Origin of the sequence: Mycolicibacterium litorale, from assembly GCF_010731695.1 — a bacterium.
Taxonomy (GTDB): domain Bacteria; phylum Actinomycetota; class Actinomycetes; order Mycobacteriales; family Mycobacteriaceae; genus Mycobacterium; species Mycobacterium litorale.
This window is the reverse complement of sequence record NZ_AP022586.1, coordinates 1193081-1212452: the sequence shown is the minus strand read 5'-3', so window position 1 is coordinate 1212452 and position 19372 is coordinate 1193081. Positions and strand designations below refer to the sequence as shown.

At 69.7% G+C, this 19372-nt stretch carries 25 protein-coding genes; 11 read left to right on the top strand and 14 right to left on the bottom strand.

Annotated features, from left to right (window positions below; all coding sequences use genetic code 11):
- Positions 1–435, bottom strand: coding sequence for an NfeD family protein (locus G6N30_RS05710; RefSeq protein WP_134060403.1), 435 nt, complete (start codon positions 433–435; stop codon positions 1–3).
- Positions 436–494: 59 nt separating this feature from the next.
- Between G6N30_RS05710 and G6N30_RS05705 the strand changes: the two genes are divergently transcribed.
- Complete coding sequence (locus G6N30_RS05705; protein WP_134060402.1) at positions 495–1352, top strand: Rv1486c family protein; 858 nt, start codon at positions 495–497, stop codon at positions 1350–1352.
- Positions 1353–1360: 8 nt separating this feature from the next.
- On the opposite strand, the gene prcA is transcribed toward G6N30_RS05705, so the two are convergent.
- From prcA to arc, 5 genes are all read right to left on the bottom strand, one after another.
- Positions 1361–2107: a proteasome subunit alpha gene (prcA, locus tag G6N30_RS05700; RefSeq protein ID WP_134060401.1), complete on the bottom strand. Its 747-nt coding sequence runs from the start codon at positions 2105–2107 to the stop codon at positions 1361–1363.
- Complete coding sequence (gene prcB, locus G6N30_RS05695; RefSeq protein WP_163687415.1) at positions 2104–3018, bottom strand: proteasome subunit beta; 915 nt, start codon at positions 3016–3018, stop codon at positions 2104–2106. Before prcB ends, prcA begins: the two co-directional genes overlap by 4 nt.
- Positions 3015–3209, bottom strand: a complete 195-nt coding sequence (locus G6N30_RS05690) for a ubiquitin-like protein Pup (RefSeq protein WP_134060399.1) — start codon at positions 3207–3209, stop codon at positions 3015–3017. The genes prcB and G6N30_RS05690 overlap by 4 nt, the downstream gene beginning before the upstream one ends.
- A 106-nt stretch (positions 3210–3315) precedes the next feature.
- The gene (gene dop, locus G6N30_RS05685) at positions 3316–4827 is read right to left on the bottom strand and encodes a pup deamidase/depupylase (RefSeq protein ID WP_134060398.1); all 1512 of its coding nucleotides are present in this window, start codon (positions 4825–4827) and stop codon (positions 3316–3318) included.
- Positions 4828–4943: 116 nt separating this feature from the next.
- The gene (gene arc / locus G6N30_RS05680; RefSeq protein ID WP_134060397.1) at positions 4944–6791 is read right to left on the bottom strand and encodes a proteasome ATPase; all 1848 of its coding nucleotides are present in this window, start codon (positions 6789–6791) and stop codon (positions 4944–4946) included.
- Between the two features lie 147 nt (positions 6792–6938).
- Between arc and G6N30_RS05675 the strand changes: the two genes are divergently transcribed.
- Genes G6N30_RS05675 through G6N30_RS05665 form a run of 3 tightly spaced genes read left to right on the top strand, consistent with a single transcriptional unit; the run spans position 6939 to position 8279 of the window.
- Entirely contained in the window at positions 6939–7427 is a 489-nt protein-coding gene (locus G6N30_RS05675; protein ID WP_179965551.1) for an MTB12 family secreted protein, read from the top strand.
- A gap of 26 nt (positions 7428–7453) precedes the next feature.
- A complete protein-coding gene (locus tag G6N30_RS05670) occupies positions 7454–7981 on the top strand; it encodes a lipoprotein LppK (RefSeq protein WP_134060395.1) in 528 nt (175 codons plus the stop codon).
- A gap of 1 nt (position 7982) precedes the next feature.
- On the top strand, positions 7983–8279 hold the full coding sequence (locus tag G6N30_RS05665; RefSeq protein WP_134060394.1) for a DUF503 domain-containing protein: 297 nt from the start codon (positions 7983–7985) through the stop codon (positions 8277–8279).
- Positions 8280–8290: 11 nt separating this feature from the next.
- On the opposite strand, the gene G6N30_RS05660 is transcribed toward G6N30_RS05665, so the two are convergent.
- Positions 8291–9142 carry a tRNA (adenine-N1)-methyltransferase gene (locus G6N30_RS05660; protein ID WP_134060393.1) on the bottom strand — a complete coding sequence of 284 codons (852 nt, stop codon included), beginning with the start codon at positions 9140–9142 and terminating at the stop codon, positions 8291–8293.
- Between the two features lie 84 nt (positions 9143–9226).
- Between G6N30_RS05660 and G6N30_RS05655 the strand changes: the two genes are divergently transcribed.
- Genes G6N30_RS05655 through G6N30_RS05645 form a run of 3 tightly spaced genes read left to right on the top strand, consistent with a single transcriptional unit; the run spans position 9227 to position 11375 of the window.
- A complete protein-coding gene (locus G6N30_RS05655) occupies positions 9227–10060 on the top strand; it encodes a RecB family exonuclease (protein ID WP_134060392.1) in 834 nt (277 codons plus the stop codon).
- Positions 10057–10863: a thioesterase family protein gene (locus G6N30_RS05650; RefSeq protein ID WP_134060391.1), complete on the top strand. Its 807-nt coding sequence runs from the start codon at positions 10057–10059 to the stop codon at positions 10861–10863. Before G6N30_RS05655 ends, G6N30_RS05650 begins: the two co-directional genes overlap by 4 nt.
- Positions 10860–11375, top strand: a complete 516-nt coding sequence (locus G6N30_RS05645) for a DinB family protein (protein WP_134060390.1) — start codon at positions 10860–10862, stop codon at positions 11373–11375. Before G6N30_RS05650 ends, G6N30_RS05645 begins: the two co-directional genes overlap by 4 nt.
- On the opposite strand, the gene G6N30_RS05640 is transcribed toward G6N30_RS05645, so the two are convergent.
- Positions 11308–12060 (bottom strand): TetR/AcrR family transcriptional regulator C-terminal domain-containing protein, encoded by a 753-nt coding sequence (locus G6N30_RS05640; protein WP_134060389.1) that lies wholly within the window; start codon positions 12058–12060, stop codon positions 11308–11310. The genes G6N30_RS05645 and G6N30_RS05640 overlap by 68 nt on opposite strands.
- A 73-nt stretch (positions 12061–12133) precedes the next feature.
- Between G6N30_RS05640 and G6N30_RS05635 the strand changes: the two genes are divergently transcribed.
- Genes G6N30_RS05635 through G6N30_RS05620 form a run of 4 tightly spaced genes read left to right on the top strand, consistent with a single transcriptional unit; the run spans position 12134 to position 13989 of the window.
- Positions 12134–12511, top strand: a complete 378-nt coding sequence (locus tag G6N30_RS05635) for a VOC family protein (protein ID WP_134060388.1) — start codon at positions 12134–12136, stop codon at positions 12509–12511.
- A gap of 47 nt (positions 12512–12558) precedes the next feature.
- The gene (locus G6N30_RS05630; RefSeq protein WP_134060387.1) at positions 12559–12876 is read left to right on the top strand and encodes an ArsR/SmtB family transcription factor; all 318 of its coding nucleotides are present in this window, start codon (positions 12559–12561) and stop codon (positions 12874–12876) included.
- Positions 12873–13364, top strand: coding sequence for an SRPBCC family protein (locus G6N30_RS05625; protein ID WP_134060386.1), 492 nt, complete (start codon positions 12873–12875; stop codon positions 13362–13364). The genes G6N30_RS05630 and G6N30_RS05625 overlap by 4 nt, the downstream gene beginning before the upstream one ends.
- A complete protein-coding gene (locus tag G6N30_RS05620) occupies positions 13351–13989 on the top strand; it encodes a flavodoxin family protein (protein ID WP_134060385.1) in 639 nt (212 codons plus the stop codon). The genes G6N30_RS05625 and G6N30_RS05620 overlap by 14 nt, the downstream gene beginning before the upstream one ends.
- Here the strand turns inward: G6N30_RS05620 and G6N30_RS05615 are convergent.
- The 6 genes from G6N30_RS05615 to G6N30_RS05590 form a co-directional block, all read right to left on the bottom strand.
- Positions 13940–15319, bottom strand: coding sequence for an FAD-containing oxidoreductase (locus G6N30_RS05615; protein ID WP_134060384.1), 1380 nt, complete (start codon positions 15317–15319; stop codon positions 13940–13942). The two genes, G6N30_RS05620 and G6N30_RS05615, sit on opposite strands and share 50 nt — an antisense overlap.
- Before the next feature lies 1 nt (position 15320).
- Positions 15321–15803 (bottom strand): DUF4126 domain-containing protein, encoded by a 483-nt coding sequence (locus G6N30_RS05610; protein WP_134060383.1) that lies wholly within the window; start codon positions 15801–15803, stop codon positions 15321–15323.
- A gap of 110 nt (positions 15804–15913) precedes the next feature.
- Positions 15914–16765, bottom strand: coding sequence for an ATP phosphoribosyltransferase (hisG, locus tag G6N30_RS05605; protein ID WP_134060382.1), 852 nt, complete (start codon positions 16763–16765; stop codon positions 15914–15916).
- A gap of 5 nt (positions 16766–16770) precedes the next feature.
- Complete coding sequence (locus G6N30_RS05600; protein WP_134060381.1) at positions 16771–17052, bottom strand: phosphoribosyl-ATP diphosphatase; 282 nt, start codon at positions 17050–17052, stop codon at positions 16771–16773.
- Between the two features lie 32 nt (positions 17053–17084).
- The gene (locus G6N30_RS05595; protein WP_134060380.1) at positions 17085–18563 is read right to left on the bottom strand and encodes a sugar porter family MFS transporter; all 1479 of its coding nucleotides are present in this window, start codon (positions 18561–18563) and stop codon (positions 17085–17087) included.
- 117 nt (positions 18564–18680) lie between these two features.
- Positions 18681–19367, bottom strand: a complete 687-nt coding sequence (locus G6N30_RS05590) for an HAD family hydrolase (RefSeq protein ID WP_134060379.1) — start codon at positions 19365–19367, stop codon at positions 18681–18683.
- Positions 19368–19372 lie beyond the last annotated feature (5 nt).

Genomic DNA, 19372 nt, shown 5'->3' with positions numbered 1-19372 from the left:
TCAGGGGTTCTTCCAGACGACCGCGGTGGCGCCGTCGATCCGCATGACGGTCACCTGGTCGCCCGGTTCGTACACATCGTGGTCGTCCAGCGGGCGCGCCGTCCAGACCTCGCCCTCGAGCTTGACCTGGCCTGCGTGCTGCGCGACACGGTCGAGTACCAGCGCGGTCTTGCCCTCCAGCGCCTTCGCCGGTTCGGGCAGTCCGGGGCCGGAGTAGAACCGTTTGCGCAGTACGGGCCGGACCACCGCCAACAGCAGCACCGACACCAGCAGGAACACCACCCCGTCGGCCCAGATCGGCCAGTCCAGCAGCCACGAGGTCCCGGTGGCGGCCAGCGCTCCGCCGGACAGCATCAGCAGGAACATGTCGCCGGTCAGCGCCTCTGCCCCGGCCAGCACAATCGCGAGGATCAGCCAGATCAGCCAAACGGGCATGTGGCCAGCCTAACGTGTATCGGGCTTGCGCAGCGGTGAACAACTACACTGCGGGCATCATGTGGTGTCCCAGTGCAACGCTGGCGGTGTGGGCCAATTCCTGGCTCGCGGGAACCGCCGCGCCCGATGACGTGCTCGATTCGCTCTCTGCTTGGGCGCCAAAGCATTCCGTGACCGCTTACGATTCGGCGGCCGCCGGCCGGACCGGCCTGCCGTGGCCCGACCTCAACGGCACCGGTGCGGTGTCGCTGCTGCAGACGCTGCGCACCGCGGCCGGTCCGGCACCGTCGGGTCCGTCGGTGTCGGTCGCGCTTCCGGTGCCCGGCGACGTGCGCGGGTTGCCCGCGGGCACCCAGTTCCAGCGCGACGCGATCGCCGTCGGCGAAGCCCTCATCGTCACCGATCCGCACATCCCGTCCACCGCGGTGGGCCTGGTGCCCGATTTCGAGTTCGACGACGGCAGCGACGATCCCGAGTTCGACCCCGAGGTGTCGGCACTGTCGTGGACGGTCTACTCGGCCCCCACGACGCCGCCGTCGCCGCACATCGACCTCGGTGAGGCCGAATACGAGCTGCGGTCGGCGGTGCGCGCGGCGGCCGAAGCCCTCGGTGCGCTGCGCGCCGGGATGGCCGGCGCCGACGTCGACGATCCGCGCGGCCTGGTCGAACAGGTGCTGGAATCCGGGCGCGGCCATCGGCTGCCCGACCATGCGCCCAGCCGGGCGGCGCGGGTCCTCGAGAACGCCGCCCACGTCGACGCGATCATCACGGTGAGCTCCGGGCTCATGCCGATCGGTCTGCAGAGTTCGTCGGAGGTGCAGATCGCCAGCGATGCGTTGCGCCCACTGGTGGGCGTGGTGCGGTCCGCGCGGATCGCGGCGCTCACCGCGATCCTCTACTCCGCCTGGCAGCGCTGAGACGCCCGCTAGTCGGCGGGTGTCTCCGTCGACTCCGCGGCTGACTCCGAATCCCGCTGCGGCAGAAGCGCTTCCAGCGCGGTCCCGGTGATCCGGCGGAACGCCCGGCGGGGCCGGTTCGCGTCGAGGATCGCCACCTCCAACGTCGACGGTCCCAGCGTGCGCGGTTCGGCGCCGTTGCCGCCGGATTCGAGCGCCGCGACCGCGATGCGCATCGCGTCGGCCAATTCGGCGTTCTCGGTGTAGGAGTCGTTGAGTTTGGCGATGATCGGCTCGGTGGTCCCGCCCATCACGACGAAGTGCGGTTCGTCGGCGATCGACCCGTCATAGGTGATGCGGTACAGCTCCGGGGGTTTCGACTCGCCGAAGTGGGCGACCTCGGCCACGCACAACTCCACCTCGTAGGGCTTGGCCTGTTCGGTGAAAATCGTGCCGAGGGTCTGCGCGTACACGTTGGCCAGCTGACGGCCGGTCACGTCCCGGCGCGAATAGGCGTAGCCCTGGGTGTCGGCGAACCGGATGCCGCCGCTGCGCAGGTTGTTGAACTCGTTGAACCGACCGACAGCCGCGAAGCCGACCCGGTCGTAGAGTTCGCTGACCTTCTGCAGTGAGCGCGACGGGTTCTCCGCGACGAACAGCACCCCGTCGGCATACGCCAGCGCCACGACGCTGCGGCCACGGCTGATGCCTTTGCGTGCGAGCTCCGAACGCTCGCGCATCGCCTGCTCGGGCGAGATGAAATACGGGAAGCTCACGAATCTGTACCTCGCGGCGCATGCGCGTCAGGGCCGAAAGTGTCGGCGCGGGAACGGTTCTGGATGACTTCGCGGGCCAGCCCGGCGATCCGCTCCTGGCTGACCTCCTCGGCGCCGTCGGCGGTGATGAGCACGGCGGTCGGGAAGATGCCGCGCACCAGATCCGGTCCGCCGGTGGCGGAGTCGTCGTCGGCGGCGTCGTAGAGCGCCTCGATGGCCACGCGCAGCGCCGAATCCGCGTCGGCGACCTGGTGGTAGAGCTTCTTCATCGAGGACTTGGCGAAGATCGAGCCGGAGCCCACCGACTGGAAACCCTCTTCTTCCAGGTTGTGTCCACCCGCGGCGTCGAACGACACGATGCGGCCCGCGGCCTGGGGATCGGGGTCGTCCAGATCGAATCCCGCCAGCAGCGGCAGCGCGACGAAACCCTGCAGTGCCGCACCGAGATTGCCGCGCACCATGGTGGCCAGGCGGTTGACCTTGCCGGCGAACGTCAGCGGGACGCCTTCGAGCTTCTCGTAGTGCTCGAGCTCGACGGCGTACAGGCGGGCGAACTCCACCGCGATCGCGGCGGTGCCCGCGATCCCGGTGGCCGTGTAATCGTCGGTGATGTACACCTTCTGCACGTCGCGGCTGGCGATCATGTTGCCCTGGGTCGCGCGCCGGTCACCGGCCATCACCACCCCGCCGGGGAACTTCAGCGCCACGATCGTGGTGCCGTGCGGCACCGCGTCGGTGGGCGTCATGGGCGCGTCGCCGCCGAACGGCAACAGGTGGGGCGCCTGCCGGCGCAGCATGTCGGAGAAGGACGACAAATCCATGGAAACCGAAGGGACCCCTCGGGTCGTAGGGCGGGACGGATCGCGGGTGAGATCAGGAAAGGCCAGCTGCTGAAAGTGCGGCCAGGTCACTGTCCGCCCTTTTGGACGTAAGCGCGCACGAAGTCCTCGGCGTTCTCCTCGAGCACGTCGTCAATCTCGTCGAGCAGGTCGTCGGTCTCCTCGGCGAGCTTCTCGCGACGCTCCTGCCCGGCGCCCGTGCCGCCGGAGAGGTCGTCGTCCTCGCCGCCGCCACCGCCACGCTTGGTCTGCTCCTGCGCCATCGCCGCCTCCTGCACTTGTCATCGGCGGGCTCACAGCCACCCACCGGTTCCTCCACACTACCGGTCGACGCCCGGATTGCCGGGGATAGCCGGGCCTCGGTTGCGGCTAGGTGGCGGTGAGCTGCTCGACGAGCGCAACGGCGCTGTCCACCGAGTCCAGCAGCGCCCCGACGTGCGCCTTGCTGCCGCGCAGGGGTTCGAGCGTCGGGATCCGCACCAGCGAGTCACCGCCGAGGTCGAAGATCACCGAGTCCCAACTGGCCGCGGCGATGTCGGCGCCGAACCGGCGCAGGCACTCGCCCCGGAAGTAGGCGCGGGTGTCGGTCGGTGGGCTGTCGACGGCGTCGAGCACCTGCTGTTCGGTGACCAGCCGCTGCATCGATCCGCGGGCGACCAGCCGGTTGTACAGCCCCTTGTCCAGCCGGACGTCGGAGTACTGCAGGTCGACCAGGTGCAGCCGCGGTGCCGACCAGGCGAGATTCTCCCGGTTGCGGAACCCCTCGAGCAGCCGCAGCTTGGCCGGCCAGTCGAGGATCTCGGCGCACTCCATCGGGTCGCGCTCGAGCAGGTCCAGCACATTGGCCCAGGTCTCCACGACGTGCGAGGCCCGCGGATCGGGGTCGCGCGAATCGACCAGCTTGGCCACCCGGTCGAGGTAGATGCGCTGCAGCGCCAGTGCGGTGAGTTCCCGGCCGTCGGCGAGCGCGACCGTCGCGCGCAGTGACGGGTCCCGGCTGATGACGTGCACCGCGTGCACCGGCCGGGCCAGCGCCAGATCCGACAGGTCGAACCCGTGCGCCGGACCCTCCTCGATGAGGTCGAGGACCAGTGAGGTGGCGCCCAGCTTGAGGTAGGTGGACGTCTCGGCCAGGTTGGCGTCGCCGATGATGACGTGCAGGCGCCGGTACTTGTCGGCGTCGGCGTGCGGTTCGTCGCGGGTGTTGATGATGCCGCGTTTGAGCGTGGTCTCCAGCCCGACCTCGACCTCGATGTAGTCGGCGCGCTGGGACAGCTGGAAACCGGGTTCGTCACCCGAGGGGCCGATGCCGACGCGGCCCGAGCCGGTGACGACCTGGCGCGACACCAGGAACGGGGTGAGCCCGGCGATCACCGCGGAGAACGGGGTCTGCCGGCTCATCAGATAGTTCTCGTGCGACCCGTACGAGGCGCCCTTGCCGTCGACGTTGTTCTTGTACAGCTGCAGCTTCGCCGCGCCGGGCACGCTCGCGACGTGGCGCGCCGCGGCCTCCATCACGCGCTCCCCCGCCTTGTCCCAGATCACCGCGTCGAGCGGGTCGGTGCACTCGGGTGCGGAGTACTCGGGGTGGGCGTGGTCGACGTAGAGCCGCGCGCCGTTGGTGAGGATCATGTTGGCCGCGCCGACCTCGTCGGCGTCGACCACCGGCGGCGGACCCGAGGCGCGGCTCAGGTCGAATCCGCGGGCGTCGCGCAACGGCGATTCCACCTCGTAGTCCCACCGGGTGCGCTTGGCCCGCTGGATACCGGCCGCCGCCGCGTAGGCCAGCACGGCCTGGGTGGACGTCAGGATCGGGTTGGCGGTCGGATCGGACGGTGAGGAGATACCGTATTCGACCTCGGTTCCGATGATCCGCTGCATGACCTCAGAGTAGGTGACGCGGCGGCGGCCCGGGTGAGTGGCGGGGGCGCCGGGCGCCCGGCGGACGGCAAGCGGCCCGCCACCGAAAGTCGGTGACGGGCCGCCGAAGCCGTGACCTACAGGTACTGGCCCAGGTTCGACTCGGTGTCGATCGCCCGGTTCGCGCTGCTGCTCTTGCCGGTGACCAGCGTGCGGATGTAGACGATCCGCTCGCCCTTCTTGCCCGAGATCCGCGCCCAGTCATCCGGGTTGGTGGTGTTGGGCAGGTCCTCGTTCTCGGCGAACTCGTCGACGATCGAGTCGAGCAGGTGCTGGATCCGCAGACCCTTCTGTCCGGTCTCGAGCACCGACTTGATCGCGTACTTCTTGGCCCGGTCGACGACGTTCTGGATCATCGCGCCGGAGTTGAAGTCCTTGAAGTACATGACCTCTTTGTCGCCGTTGGCGTAGGTCACCTCGAGGAAGCGGTTGTCGTCGATCTCGGCGTACATCCGCTCGACGACCTTCTCGATCATCCCCTTGATGCAGGCCGCCCGGTCGCCGTTGAACTCGGCGAGGTCGTCGGCGTGCACCGGCAGTTCCTCGGTGAGGTACTTGCTGAAGATGTCCTGTGCCGCTTCGGCATCCGGGCGCTCGATCTTGATCTTCACGTCCAGGCGGCCGGGCCGCAGGATGGCCGGGTCGATCATGTCCTCACGGTTGGATGCGCCGATCACGATGACGTTCTCCAGGCCCTCGACACCGTCGATCTCCGAGAGCAGCTGCGGCACGACCGTCGTCTCCACGTCCGAGCTCACGCCCGTGCCGCGGGTTCGGAAGATCGAGTCCATCTCGTCGAAGAACACGATCACCGGGGTGCCCTCGGACGCCTTCTCGCGCGCCCGCTGGAAGATCAGCCGGATGTGCCGTTCGGTCTCGCCGACGAACTTGTTCAGCAGCTCCGGGCCCTTGATGTTGAGGAAGTAGCTCTTCGCCTCGCGGGCGTCGTCACCGCGCACCTCGGCCATCTTCTTGGCCAGCGAGTTGGCGACCGCCTTGGCGATGAGCGTCTTGCCGCAACCGGGCGGACCGTAGAGCAGCACACCCTTGGGCGGCCGCAGCGAGTACTCGCGGTAGAGCTCCTTGTGCAGGAACGGCAGCTCGACCGCGTCCCGGATCTGCTCGATCTGACGGCCCAGACCGCCGATGTCGCTGTAGCTGACGTCCGGCACCTCTTCGAGCACCAGGTCCTCGACCTCGGCCTTCGGAATGCGCTCGAACGCGTATCCGGCCTTGGTGTCGACGAGCAGCGAGTCGCCCGGACGCAGCCGGCGCGGCCGGTCGTCGTCGAGTTCGGGGCCGGCCACCTCGGCGTCGGGCAGGTGCTCGACCGACACCAGCGGTTCGGCCAGCCAGACGATGCGCTCCTCGTCGGCGTGGCCGACGACCAGCGCGCGGTGCCCGTCGGACAGGATCTCGCGCAGCGTGCTGATCTCGCCGACGGCTTCGAACGTGCCGGCCTCGACCACGGTCAGCGCCTCGTTGAGGCGCACGGTCTGGCCCTGCTTGAGCGCCTTGACGTCGATGTTGGGTGAGCACGTCAGCCGCATCTTGCGCCCGGAGGTGAACACGTCGACCGTGTCGTCCTCGTGGGCGGCCAGCAGTACGCCGTAGCCGCTCGGGGGCTGCCCCAGCCGGTCGACCTCTTCGCGCAGCGCGAGCAACTGCTGCCGCGCCTCCTTGAGGGTGTCCATCAACTTCGCGTTGCGCGCGGCGAGCGAATCGATGCGCGCTTCGAGTTGGTGGACGTCGCGGGCGCTGCGCAGACCGCTCTGCGGGCCTACCGCGTTCTCGAGCTGCTCTCGGAGCGCCGCCGCCTCGCGGCGCAACTCCTCCAGCTCCGCGGCGTCCTCACGGGACAGACCGGACTCATGGGGTGTCGTGAAACCGTCTTCTCTGGCTTCGTGACGCTGTGACTCACTCATGTTGCGCCCCTTTCCCACACCGAATAGTGGTGCAGTAACAACTTCAACGCTACCGGCGATTCAGACTTTGTGTGCGGCGTAGGGACATCGACACACCCGCGTCACTGTTAACCTCGAACCCGAGCTAGACAGATCGAAAGGACACCCGTGACCCTGAAGACCCTCGTAACCGGCGTTGCAGCAGCAGCTGTAGTAGCAGGTGGAGCGGCAGGTGTGACCTCCATTGCAGCGACCACGGCAGCTTCACCCGCCGTGGCGCCGGTCGTGTTCGGCGTTCCGATGCCGCAGGTCCCCGCTCCGGATCTGGCCGGCCCGCTGACCCAGACGCTCCAGGCGCTCGCCGGTCCAGGGTCGTTCCGGGGCAAGGCGCCGTTCATCCAGGGCGGCATCGGGAGGATCGAAGCGGTCGCCGCCGACCGGGCGTACCAGAACGCCGCCGCGCAGGGCAAGTTCCCGCTGAGCTTCACGATCGCCAACGTCGACCAGAACGGCGGCGTGGCCACGGCCGACGTCACCGCCACCGCGGCCACCGGCGGCACCGCCACCCAGAACATCGTGTTCACCGCGGGCCCGAGCCCGAGCGGTTGGCAGATCTCGCGGGGTTCGGCCCTGAACCTGCTCTCGGCGGTCGGCTGAGCCACCCGCCGGTGCCCCGACGCACCATGACCGCAGTAGTCCGAAGCGCCGTCACCATCCTGGTGGCGGCGTTCGGCCTCTGCGGGTGCGGTAGCGACAAGCCGCCCGCACCGGCACCCACCGCCGCCACCTCCGCGCCGGCCGCACCCGCGGTCGCGCCCCCGCCGGCGCCGCTGCCCCCGCCGAGCGCGCTGACCGATGTGCTGTACCGGCTGGCCGATCCGAATGTGCCCGGCGCGCAGCGCGCCGGGCTGATCGAGGACGCCGGCCCCGGCGACGCCGCCGCACTCGACCGGTTCGGCAGGGCGCTGGCCGACAACGGCTACCACCCGATGACCTTCGACGCGGCCGACCTGGCGTGGACGGCGACCGGCGACGCCGACGGTGATGACGTGGTGGCCACCGTGATCGCCCGGACACCGCCGGGCCGCACCGGCGGGGATTTCACGTTTCCGATGGAGTTCGCGCACACCCCCGACGGTGGCTGGCTGCTGACCCGTGACAGCGCCGACATGCTGCTGGAGGTCGACGCGGCCCAGAACCCACCGCGCTGAGATGTGGATCGGCTGGCTGGAATTCGACCTTCTCCTCGGTGACGTGCGCTCGCTCAAACAGAAGCGCTCGGCCATCCGCCCGCTGATCGCCGAACTGCAACGCCGGTTCACGGTGTCGGCGGCCGAGACCGGGGCCCAGGACCTGCACCGGCGGGCCGGCATCGGACTGGCCGTCGTGGCCGCCGACCGCGCTCACGTGGTGGACGTGCTGGACGCCGCGGAACGACTGGTCGCCGCGCGCCCGGAGATGGAGCTGCTCTCAGTGCGACGGGTGCTGCGGCGCAGCGACGACGAGTGAGCGGCGACGGGCTAGTCCGTCGTCTCGGCGGGTGCGGCGAGTTGGCGCTTGCGCCGCAACGGGATCGGCGCGACGGCGCCGGGCGCCAGCCGGCGAGCACTGATCAGGAACGCGGTGTGGCCGCGCATGGTGTGCTGCGGGCGCACCGCCAGACCGACGACGTACCAGCCGCGCTGCATGCTCTCCCAGGCTCGCGGCTCGGTCCAGCAGGTCTGTGCGCGCAGCGCCTCCACCGCACGGGACAGCTGGGTGACGGTGGCGACGTAGATCATCAGCACGCCGCCGGGTACGAGGTGGCGCGAGACGGTGTCGAGCACCTCCCACGGCGCGAGCATGTCGAGGACGACGCGGTCCACCTCGCCGCCGGTGTAGTCGTTGAGGTCGGCGATGACGAGGTCCCAGTTGTCCGGCCGTTCGCCGAAGAACGTCTCGACGTTGCGTTCGGCGTGCACGGCGTGGTCGTCGCGCACCTCGTAGGACGTCACCCGGCCCTGCGGGCCGACCGCGCGCAGCAGCGAGCAGGTGAGCGCACCGGAGCCGGCGCCCGCCTCCAGCACGCGGGCGCCCGGGAAGATGTCGCCCTCGTGGACGATCTGCGCGGCGTCCTTCGGATAGATGACCTGGGCGCCACGCGGCATCGACATCACGTAGTCGACCAGCAGTGGGCGCAGCACCAGGAACTGGTCGCCGCTGGTGGATTTCACGACGCTGCCCTCGGGCAGGCCGATGACGCTGTCGAGGGAGATCATTCCGCGATGGGTGTGGAACTCACCGCCCGGGGCGAGCAGCATCGTGTAGTGCCGCCCCTTGGCGTCGGTGAGTTGGACGCGGTCTCCGACGGCGAACGGACCGGTTCTGGGCATAGCTGCCCAGCCTGCCAGCAGGCACGCCGCAGCGGGTCCGCGGGGTTGCGCAGATCTGTCGGTGACCCGTCCTAGGCTTCAGGCATGAGCGAACAGCCCGCGCCGGTCCGGCGTCCCGCGCTGTCGCCGTCGCGGGCCAGCGATTTCAAACAGTGCCCGCTGCTGTACCGGTTCCGCGCGATCGACCGGCTGCCCGAACCGCAGTCCACCGCGCAGCTGCGAGGGTCGGTGGTGCACGCCGCCCTCGAACAGCTCTACGCGCTGCCCGCGGCCGACCGCGGACCCGAGACGGCGCTGACGCTGGTGGCGCCCGCCTGGGACCGGGTGGTCGCCGAACGGCCGGAGGTGGCCGGCGAGATCGAACCCGCGGTCCGCGAGGCGCTGCTCGGCGAGGCCCGCGCGCTGTTGTCGGGCTACTACCGCCTGGAGGATCCGACGAGGTTCGATCCGCAGTGCTGCGAACAGCACGTGGAGGTCGAACTCGAGGATGGCACCCTGCTGCGCGGCTTCGTCGACCGCATCGACGTCGCGCCGAGCGGTGAGCTGCGGGTGGTCGACTACAAGACGGGTAAGGCGCCGCCGGAGGCCCGCGCACTGGCCGAGGCGAAAGCGCTGTTCCAGATGAAGTTTTACGCCGTGGCGCTGCTGCGCTCGCGTGGGGTGCTGCCGACCCGGCTGCGGCTCCTCTACCTCGCCGACGGCCAGATCCTCGACTACTCCCCCGATCTCGAGGAGCTGACCCGCTTCGAGCGCACGCTGACCGCGATCTGGCGGGCCATCCGGGCGGCGGGTGCGACCGGGGACTTCCGGCCGAAGCCGTCGCGGCTGTGCGACTGGTGCTCGCACCGCGCACTCTGCCCGGAGTTCGGCGGCACACCGCCGCCCTATCCGGGCTGGCCGGAGATTCCGGCGGCATGATCGGACACCTCTACCACCGGTTGCCGCACGACCCGTCGGACAGCGCAGGCCTGACCGCATACGAGTCGACCGCCGACACCCGCAGCAACTGGGATCCGGCCATCCAGCACGGGTCGCCGCCGCTGGCGCTGCTCACCAGGGCCGTCGAGGATCTCGCCGCCGACAGTGGGTTACGCGTCGGGCGGCTCACGCTCGACATCCTCGGCGCGGTCCCGGTGGCGCCGGTGTGGCTGCGTTCGGAGGTGATCCGTCCCGGTAACCGGATCGCGCTGATGGCCGCCGAGATGCTCGCCGCCCGCCCGGACGGCAGCCGCCGGGCCGTCGCCCGGGTGACCGCATGGTTGCTCGCCCCCAGTGACACCCGTGACGCCGCCACCGACCGGTATCCACCGTTGGTGGAGGGCGATGCCGCCGCCGTCGCGCACGCGTGGGACGGCGCGCCCGGTTACCTCGAGACGGTCAGCTGGCGCCGCCAACCCGATGACGGCACCGCGGCGGTGGCCTGGCTGACGCCGCTGGTGCCGCTCGTCGACGACGAGCCGACGACGGCACTGCAGCGCCTGGCGATGGTGGTCGACTCCGCCAACGGCATCGGCGCGGCGCTCGACCCGCAGCAGTTCGTGTTCATGAACACCGACACCGTCGTGCACCTGCACCGCCTTCCCGAGGGGTCGGATTTCGGCCTGCGCACCCGCGGTTCGATCGGGCCCGACGGGATCGGTGTCACGACGGGCGAGATCTTCGACCGCCGGGGCTTCATCGGGACGTCGGCACAGACGCTGCTCGTGCAGAGGCAGCGGTGAACGGGCTGGCCGGCCAGTTCGAGCTGGCGTGGGCGCTGGCCGACCTGCATCTGTCCGCGCTCGACGACGGCGACTTCCTGTGGGAGCCCGCCGACACCGTGTGGACAGTGCGGCCGGACGGGTCCGGCCGGTGGCTGCCCGACTGGTCGGACGCGGAGCCCGATCCCATCCCGGTGCCCACTATCGGCTGGCTGACGTGGCATGTCACCTGGTGGTGGTCGGTGACGCTGGCACACCTCGACGGCGAACCCGTACCCGACCGCACCGAGGTGACCTGGCCCGGTGGCGCGGCGGTGGTGGCCCGCATCCGCGAGCTGGCCGAACGCTGGCGCGCGATCCTCGACCAGCTCACCGCCGCGGACCTCGACCGCCCGTCGGCGTTTCCGTGGGGGCCGGACAGCGGTCGCACGGTCGCCGACACCGCGCTGTGGCTGCACGTCGAGCTCACGAAGAACGTCGCCGAGATCGGTCAGCTCCGGCTGTTGCGGGCGGTATCGCGGCCAACCCGTTGAGCAGCACGTCCAGCCCGAAAGCCAGTGCGGCGTCGGCGTCGTGGGCGGCGCCGCTGGCCTCCCCGGCGGCGGTGCCGATGCGCGAGGCCAGCGGGTAGCGTTCGTCGATCCCCAGTGCGGCCAGCTTGGCGCCCTCGCGCTCCCACCACTGCCGCGGCGCCTCGTCCTCACGTTCCCGACGGGCGTGGGCCAGCGCGCGGGCACAGGAGCGCGCGAAGTCGAGCACCAGCGTCAGCGCCGCGTCCTTGTCGGCATCGCCGAGCGGCAGCGCGTCCACGGCACCGAGTTCGCGCTCGTATTTGGCGAGGGTGCCGGGCCCCAGAACGGCCCGCTCGGACTCGATCTCGGCGAGCCACGGGTGCCGGTCGAACAGCCGCAGGTTGTCGGCGACGACGGCGGTCAGCCGGGCTCTCCAGTCGCCGGCCGGTTCGGTGACCTCCATGTCGGCGCGGCACTGGTCGGCCATGAGTTCGAGCAGTTGTTCCCGGCTGCTCACGTACGAGTACAACGTCATCACCGGCGCCTCGAGCGCACCCGCCACGTCGCGCAGCGTGAACGGCAGCCCCAGCCGGTCGGCGACGGCGATCGCCGCGGCGACGACCTGGTCGGCGGTGAACCGGGGCGGGCGGCCGCGCCGCAGCGGCAGGGGTCGCTCGCGGCGCCACAGCAGGTCGACGGTGTCCATGTCCCCACCTCACTTGCTTTTCGGTACAAGATACGGATACTCGTTCACGTACACGATACGAGAAAAGGATCCGATGAACGTCACCGCCACCGCCATCTCGCTCAACGTCCCCGACCCGCAGGCCTCCGCCGACTTCCTGACCCAGCACGTCGGACACACCGTGGCCATGCAGGACGACGGCTTCGTCTCGCTGCAACCCCCTGGCGATGGGCCGAACGTCGTCTTTCTGCGCACCGGCCTGCCGACGTTCAGGCCGGCCCACCGGGCCGGCAGCGCGGGCGACGGCCTGCTGCTGGCCTTCGTCGTCGAGGACGTCGACGCCGCCTACGAGGCCGTTCGCGCGGGCGGCGCCACCGTCGTCACCCCGCCCGAGACGGAACCGTGGGGCGAGCGCTACTGCCAGTTCGAGGACCCCAACGGGATCATCGTGCAGTTCGTCCAGTGGGTCTGACGTTGTATTTGCTTGCATCTATATAGACAGGGTGCAATACTTCGGCCATGGATGTCTTCGAGGCAGTCGCCGAACCCAGCAGGCGGGCACTTCTCGACGCGCTGGCCGACGGTGAGCGCACCGCCGGCGAACTCGTGTCGACCCTGCCGGACCTGACCCAGCCGACGGTGTCGCGGCACCTGCGGGTGCTCCGCGAGGTGGGCCTCGTCGAGGTGCGCCCGGACGCCCAGCGCCGGATCTACGCGCTGCGCGCCGACGGGCTCGTCGAGATCGGCGCGTGGATCGACCGGTACCGGCACTTCTGGGCCGGACACCTCGACGACCTCGAGCGACATCTGCAGCGGCGCGCTGAGGAGTCGCGATGAGCGGGCGAGACGGGCGCCTCACCGTCGAGGGTGACCGGGCGGTGCTGACCTTCGAACGCCGGCTGCCGTTCCCGATCGAGACGGTGTGGTCGGCGATCACCGATCCGCACGAACGCGGCCAGTGGTTCGGCGCGACGACGATCGACGCCCGCGAAGGCGGCACCATCGACATGGTCGCCACCGGCCCGCCGCTGCCCGACGACCGCAAGCGGATGACCGGACGCATCCTCGTCTGGGATCCGCCGCACGTCTTCGAACACGAATGGCGCCAGCCGATCGTCGAGGACGGGGTGGTGCGATACGAACTGCGCACCGACGGTGCCGACACGGTGCTGCGATTCACCCACCGCGGCTTGGGAATTCGCAACGCCTCGGGCTTCCTCGGCGGCACCCACGCATTCCTCGACCGGCTCGAGTCCCATCTGACCGGCGCCGAGCTGCCGGACTGGCTGTCCCGCAAACAGGAGGTCGACGATGCCCGCCGATGACCATGCGCCGCGTGTGGCCGTCGCGTTCCACTCCGGCTTCGGTCACACCGCGGCGCTCGCGGAGTCGGTCGCCGACGGCGCGAGGGCGGCGGGCGCCGCGGTCCACATCGTCGTCCTCGATGCCCTCACCGACCGGGACTGGCACACGCTCGACGAGGCGGACGCGATCGTGTTCGGCACGCCGACCTACATGGGCAACGTGTCGGCGGCGTTCCAGGCGTTCGCCGAACGCACCGGGCGGCGGTGCCAGGAGGGCACCTGGCGCGACAAGCTCGCGGCGGGTTTCACGAATTCGGGGGCCAAGAGCGGCGACAAGGTCGCCGCGCTGATGTCGCTTGCGGTGTTCGCCGCGCAACACCACATGCACTGGGTGAGCCTCGGCCTGGTCGCGGGCTGGAACAGCTCGGCGGGCAGCGCGGACGACCTCAATCGGCTCGGCTTCTTCCTGGGGGCCGGCGCGCAGACCGACGTCGACGCCGGACCGGACGGGGTGCATCCCTCGGACGCGCGGACCTGCAGGCATCTGGGCGAGCGGATCGCCCGGGTGGCCGCGCAGTTCGCCGCCGGGCGGCGCGTCACGTCAGCGGCTTCAAGTCCTGCAGCAGCGTCGGCACCAGTTCACTGACCGTCGGGTGGATGTGCATGGTCCGGGAGATCGCGGTGTAGGGCTTCTTGGCGGTCATGATGTCGAGGATCGCGTGGACCACCTCGTCCCCGCCGACGCCGAGGATCGCCGCCCCGAGGATCTCCTCGGTCTCGGCGTCGACCACCACCTTCATGAAGCCCTGGGTCTCCCCCTTCTCGACCGCGCGGCCCACCCGCGTCATGGGCCGCTTGCCGACCAACGCCTTGCGGCCGGACGCCCGCACCTGGTCGACGGTCATCCCGGCGCGACCGAGCGGCGGGTCGATGTAGAGCGCGTAGGTGGTGACCCGGTCGCTGACCCGGCGAGGATCGTCGTCGAGGAGGTTCGCGGCGACGATCTCGAAGTCGTTGTAGGAGGTGTGGGTGAACGCCCCCCTGCCGTTGCAGTCCCCCATCGCCCAGATGCCTTCGACGCTGGTGCGCAGCTGGTCGTCGACGACGATGTAGCCCCGCTCGTCGGTCTGCACACCTGCGGCGTCGAGGCCGAGGTCGTCGGTGTTGGGTTGCCGGCCGACCGCGAGCAGCAGGTGACTGCCGGCGACGGGTTGCGCTCCGTCACCCGTCACGACCTGGAACCCGTTGTCGCGCTTGCTGAATCGGATGTCCTTGGCACCGACCACGATGTCGATGCCCTCGGCCTCGAGGATGTCCTTGATCGCCGCCGACACGTCTTCGTCCTCTCGCGAGGTCAGCCGCGGACCGTGTTCGAGCACGGTCACCCGCGCGCCGAACCGGCGGTACATCTGGGCGAACTCCAGCGCAATGTAGCTGCCGCCGACGATCACCAGATGCTCGGGCAGGGCGTCGAGATCGAGGATGCCCACGTTGGTGAGGTAGTCGATGTCCTGCAGGCCGGGCAGGTCGGGTACCACGGCCCGGCCCCCGACGTTGAGGAAGATGCGATCCGCTTCGAGCAGCTGATCGTCCACCCGGACGGTGCGGGGACCCTCGAAGCGGGCGTGGCCGCGCAGGAACGTGCAGCCGTCCATACCCTTCAACCACGACTCGACGCCGTTGCGGTCGTCGAGCATGATTTTGTCCTTGCGCGCCTTGACCTTCGCCATGTCGACGGTCACATCGCCCGTGCCGACACCGTATTCGGCGCCGCGGCGGGCCAGATGCGCGGCGTGCGCGCTGGCCACCAGGGTCTTGGTCGGGATACAGCCGTAGTTCACGCAGGTGCCGCCGACGAGTTTGCGTTCGATGACGGCGACGGTCTGGCCGGCCTCGGTCAAGCGGCCGGCCAGCGGTGGGCCGGCCTGCCCCGCACCGATGACGATGGCGTCGAATTTCGTTGTCTGTTCGGTCATCTCAGATCACCGAGGTGAGCCACGCGACGAGGATGCCGCCGCCGATGGCGATGCCGTCCTCCAGCAGCGCGATCGGCAGGTCACGCCCGCCGTTGCGCGCGACCAGACGTCTGCGGGCCTCGTAGCCGCCGAGGGTGCCGAGTACGGCACCGACGACGCCCGCGCCCAGTCCGCCGAACGTGTAGCCCCACGCGGTGCCGATCACCGCGCCCGCGAACCCCCCGCTGACCAGCCGGGGGACGAATTGCATCGGCGTCTTGCGGCTGGGGGTCTTGGGCAGCTGGTCGGTGACGAGTTCGCCGATCGCCAGGATGGTGAGCACCGTCACCGTGATCGGGTGGGCCAGCCACTGCGCCCACGTGCCGTCCAGGATGATCCAGTCCAGCATCGCCGCCCACGCGACCGCCGCCGGTGCGGCGAACGCGCGCAGCCCGGCGACCACACCGATCAGCAGTGCCAGGAGCAGGACTAGGGCATGCGTCATGCGAACCTCCGGCCGGCCGATGAAGTCCTCCGGACGCTAGCACGCAACTCCGGTCCCCACAGCGCATCGCGCGCGAGACACCGGACGCGCGCCCCAGCGCCCGGTGGGATTCAGAAGCGGCAGAACCGGATGTCCGAGGCGAGGATCGCCTTGGCGCCGATCGCCGCCAGCTCGTCCATGATCGCGTTGACGTCGCGCCGCGGCACCAGCGCGCGCACCGCCACCCAGTCCGGGTCGGCCAGCGGTGCGATGGTGGGCGATTCCAGTCCGGGCGTCACCTCGGTGGCTCGGTCCAGCAGGTGGCGCGGGCAGTCGTAGTCCAGCATCAGGTATTGCTGGCCGAACACCACGCCCTGCACCCGGGCCGCGAGTTGGTCACGCGCGGCAGCGTTCTCGTCACCGGCGCCGTCGCGCTCGATCAGCACCGCCTCCGAATCGCAGAGCGACTCACCGAAGGCGACGAGGTTGTGCAGGCCGAGCGTGCGGCCCGAGCCGACGACGTCGGCGATCGCGTCGGCGACACCGAGTACCACCGAGATCTCCACCGCGCCGTCGAGGCGAATGACGGTCGCATCGATTCCCCTGGCGGCCAGGTCTTTTCGCACCAGGTTCGGGAACGCGGTGGCGATCCGCTTACCGTCGAGATCCTCCGGAGCCCAGTCGCGTCCGGCGGGCGCGGCGTAGCGGAAGGTCGAGGAGCCGAACCCCAGCGCAAGCCGCTCACGCACGGGCGCATTGGATTCGGCGGCCAGATCCCGCCCGGTGATCCCCAGGTCGAGCTGGCCGGACCCGACGTAGATCGCGATGTCCTTCGGCCGCAGGAAGAAGAACTCGACGTTGTTGGCCGGGTCGACGACCGTGAGGTCCTTGGTGTCGGTGCGGCGGCGGTAGCCGGCCTCCGACAGGATCTCGGCGGCGGGTTCACTCAGCGTGCCCTTGTTGGGAACTGCGACGCGCAGCATGCCGTTCACAGCTTGCGGTAGACGTCGGCGGGCGACAGACCGCGGGAGATCATGAGCACCTGCGTCCAATAGAGCAGCTGGCTGATCTCCTCGGCGAGGGCTTCGTCGCTCTCGTGTTCGGCGGCCAGCCACACCTCGCCGGCCTCCTCGAGGATCTTCTTGCCCAGCCCGTGCACGCCGCCGTCGAGGGCCGCCACGGTGCCGCTGCCCTCAGGCCGGGTGCGCGCACGTTCGGTCAACTCGTCGAACAGCGCATCGAAGGTCTTCACGGGCTGCAATTCTCCCACGCCGTTGCGTCAGCCCCGTGCGGGCACGGCCCTCACCCTTCCTTGGCCGCCGTGGGCAGGTCGTGCTGCATAATGTCGGCGTGCATGTCCTCCAGCGACACGCCCTTGGTCTCCCGCACCCAGCGCCACACGAACAGCCCGGACAGCACTGCGCACAGGCCGTAGAACCCGTACGCGAGCCCGAGGTGTTCCCGCAGGCCCGGGAACGTGACGGTGATCAGCCAGTTGGCGGCCCACTGCCCGGCGGCGGCAATACCCAGCGCGGCGGCCCGGATGCGGTTGGGGAACATCTCGCCCAGCAGCACCCACACCACCGGACCCCAGGACATGCCGAACGCCACGACGAACAGGTTGGCCGCGATCAGCGCGATCACCCCGGACGCGCCGGGCAGGCTCGGGTTCCCGTCGGGGCCGATCGTCGCGTTGGCGAAGATGACCGCCATCGTGATCAGCGTGACGGCCATGCCCGTCGAGCCGATCAGCAGCAGCGGTTTGCGGCCGATCTTGTCGATCAGGGCGATCGCGATGAGCGTGGTCAGCACGTTGATCACCGAGGTGATGACGGTGTAGATCGCCGACTCGTCGGCACTGAAGCCGACCGCCTGCCACAGCACGTTGGAGTAGTAGAAGATCACGTTGATGCCGACGAACTGCTGGAAGATCGACAGCCCGAGCCCGACCCAGACGATGCTGTAGAGCCCGCCGGTGGGTTTGCGCAGATCCCGCCAGGAGGGTTTGTCCTCACGTTCCAGCGTGTCCTGGATGCGGTGGATCGTGATCTCCAGGTTCTTACCGCCGAGCAGGGTGCTCAGCACCCGGCGCGCCTCCGGAATCCGGTGGCTGGCAACCAGATACCGCGGTGACTCGGGGATGGTGAAGGCCAGTGCGCCGTACACCACGGCGGGCACCGCCATCGCCAGGAACATCCAGCGCCAGGCGTCCACCCCGAACCACAGCGGCTCGTTCGGCCCACCCGCGGCCCACTGCAGCAGCCAGTTGACGGCGAACGACAGGAAGATGCCGGACACGATGGCCAGCTGCTGCAACGAGCCCAGCCGCCCCCGGATGCTCGGCGGTGAGGTCTCGGCGATGTAGGCGGGTGCGATCACCGAGGCCACCCCGACGCCGATACCGCCGACGATCCGGAAGAGCACGACGGCCCACACCTCGTGGGCGAAGCCGGTGCCGAAGGCGCTGATGAGGAACAGCACCGCCGCGATCTTCATGACCGCGATGCGGCCGATCCGGTCGGCGATGCGGCCCGCGGTCATCGCGCCGGCCGCGGCGCCCAGCAGGGCGGATGCGACGGCGAAGCCGAGTTCGGCGTTGCCGATGCCGAAGTCCTCCTGAATGGAGTCGACGGCGCCGTTGATCACCGCGCTGTCGTACCCGAACAGCAGACCACCGAGTGCGGCGACCGAGGCGATGCGGACCGCGGTCTTCCCTGAGGAGAATTCGTTGTCCGCGATGGGTAGGTCATCGCCTACCGGAGCGCCACCGTGACCTGCCATGGGTCATCCTTTCCCGCAGCGTTGCGTGACCGGAATCACATTCAAACACCGATCCGGCTGAGACAAGGCGGGTTCCCACGGATGCGAGGCGCGAAACCGCGCTGCCGCGGGCGCAGGTCAGGCGCTGCGTTTCCCGGAGGCGCCGTCGATTTCGGCGTGGAACGCCCGCAAGTCGTCGACGACCACGTCTCGCAGCGAATCGATGTGCCGCCTGCGCGGGCTCGACGGAACCACCACATCGTTGGGCACCACGAGCACCGGGCATCCGGCGAGTTCGGCGGCCTGGGCGCCGGTGACCGAATCCTCCACCGCCAGGCAATGCCCGGGATCGAGCCCGAGCAGTTCGGCGGCCCGCAGGTACGGGTCCGGTGCGGGTTTGCCTTCGGGCACCTCGTCACCGCAGACCGTCACGGTGAAGTAGTGGCGGCCGATGCTCTCGAGCGCCTGCTCGGTGAGCGCCCGCTGCGTGTTGGTGACCAGCGCCATCGAAACACCCTCGCGGGCAAGGTGTTCCAGTAGTTCTCGGGCGCCGTCACACCACGGCAAGCCCGCCGTGGCGAACAACTGCCCGGTGTATTCGTGCAGCCAGCGATCGGCGTCGGCCATCGCCGCGGGTTCCGGATCGAGACCCAGGTCGGCGAAGATGGTCCGGATGGTGTTCTCGGCGGAGCTGCCGACCAGCGCGACGCGCATCTCGTCGGTGATCACGCCGCCGAGCCGGTCGTAGAGCGCGGCAAGCGAGACATCCCAAAGCTTTTCGGAGTCGACGAGCGTCCCGTCCATGTCGAACAGCACCGCTCTCATGGCCG

Coding starts and splice junctions, on each gene's coding strand:
- G6N30_RS05710 (WP_134060403.1), bottom strand. CDS start 435: ATGCCCGTTTGGCTGATCTGGCTGATCCTCGCGATTGTGCTGGCCGGG.
- G6N30_RS05705 (WP_134060402.1), top strand. CDS start 495: ATGTGGTGTCCCAGTGCAACGCTGGCGGTGTGGGCCAATTCCTGGCTC.
- G6N30_RS05690 (WP_134060399.1), bottom strand. CDS start 3,209: ATGGCGCAGGAGCAGACCAAGCGTGGCGGTGGCGGCGGCGAGGACGAC.
- dop (WP_134060398.1), bottom strand. CDS start 4,827: ATGCAGCGGATCATCGGAACCGAGGTCGAATACGGTATCTCCTCACCG.
- arc (WP_134060397.1), bottom strand. CDS start 6,791: ATGAGTGAGTCACAGCGTCACGAAGCCAGAGAAGACGGTTTCACGACA.
- G6N30_RS05670 (WP_134060395.1), top strand. CDS start 7,454: ATGACCGCAGTAGTCCGAAGCGCCGTCACCATCCTGGTGGCGGCGTTC.
- G6N30_RS05665 (WP_134060394.1), top strand. CDS start 7,983: ATGTGGATCGGCTGGCTGGAATTCGACCTTCTCCTCGGTGACGTGCGC.
- G6N30_RS05660 (WP_134060393.1), bottom strand. CDS start 9,142: ATGCCCAGAACCGGTCCGTTCGCCGTCGGAGACCGCGTCCAACTCACC.
- G6N30_RS05655 (WP_134060392.1), top strand. CDS start 9,227: ATGAGCGAACAGCCCGCGCCGGTCCGGCGTCCCGCGCTGTCGCCGTCG.
- G6N30_RS05650 (WP_134060391.1), top strand. CDS start 10,057: ATGATCGGACACCTCTACCACCGGTTGCCGCACGACCCGTCGGACAGC.
- G6N30_RS05640 (WP_134060389.1), bottom strand. CDS start 12,060: ATGGACACCGTCGACCTGCTGTGGCGCCGCGAGCGACCCCTGCCGCTG.
- G6N30_RS05635 (WP_134060388.1), top strand. CDS start 12,134: ATGAACGTCACCGCCACCGCCATCTCGCTCAACGTCCCCGACCCGCAG.
- G6N30_RS05630 (WP_134060387.1), top strand. CDS start 12,559: ATGGATGTCTTCGAGGCAGTCGCCGAACCCAGCAGGCGGGCACTTCTC.
- G6N30_RS05625 (WP_134060386.1), top strand. CDS start 12,873: ATGAGCGGGCGAGACGGGCGCCTCACCGTCGAGGGTGACCGGGCGGTG.
- G6N30_RS05620 (WP_134060385.1), top strand. CDS start 13,351: ATGCCCGCCGATGACCATGCGCCGCGTGTGGCCGTCGCGTTCCACTCC.
- G6N30_RS05615 (WP_134060384.1), bottom strand. CDS start 15,319: ATGACCGAACAGACAACGAAATTCGACGCCATCGTCATCGGTGCGGGG.
- G6N30_RS05610 (WP_134060383.1), bottom strand. CDS start 15,803: ATGACGCATGCCCTAGTCCTGCTCCTGGCACTGCTGATCGGTGTGGTC.
- hisG (WP_134060382.1), bottom strand. CDS start 16,765: ATGCTGCGCGTCGCAGTTCCCAACAAGGGCACGCTGAGTGAACCCGCC.
- G6N30_RS05595 (WP_134060380.1), bottom strand. CDS start 18,563: ATGGCAGGTCACGGTGGCGCTCCGGTAGGCGATGACCTACCCATCGCG.
- G6N30_RS05590 (WP_134060379.1), bottom strand. CDS start 19,367: ATGAGAGCGGTGCTGTTCGACATGGACGGGACGCTCGTCGACTCCGAA.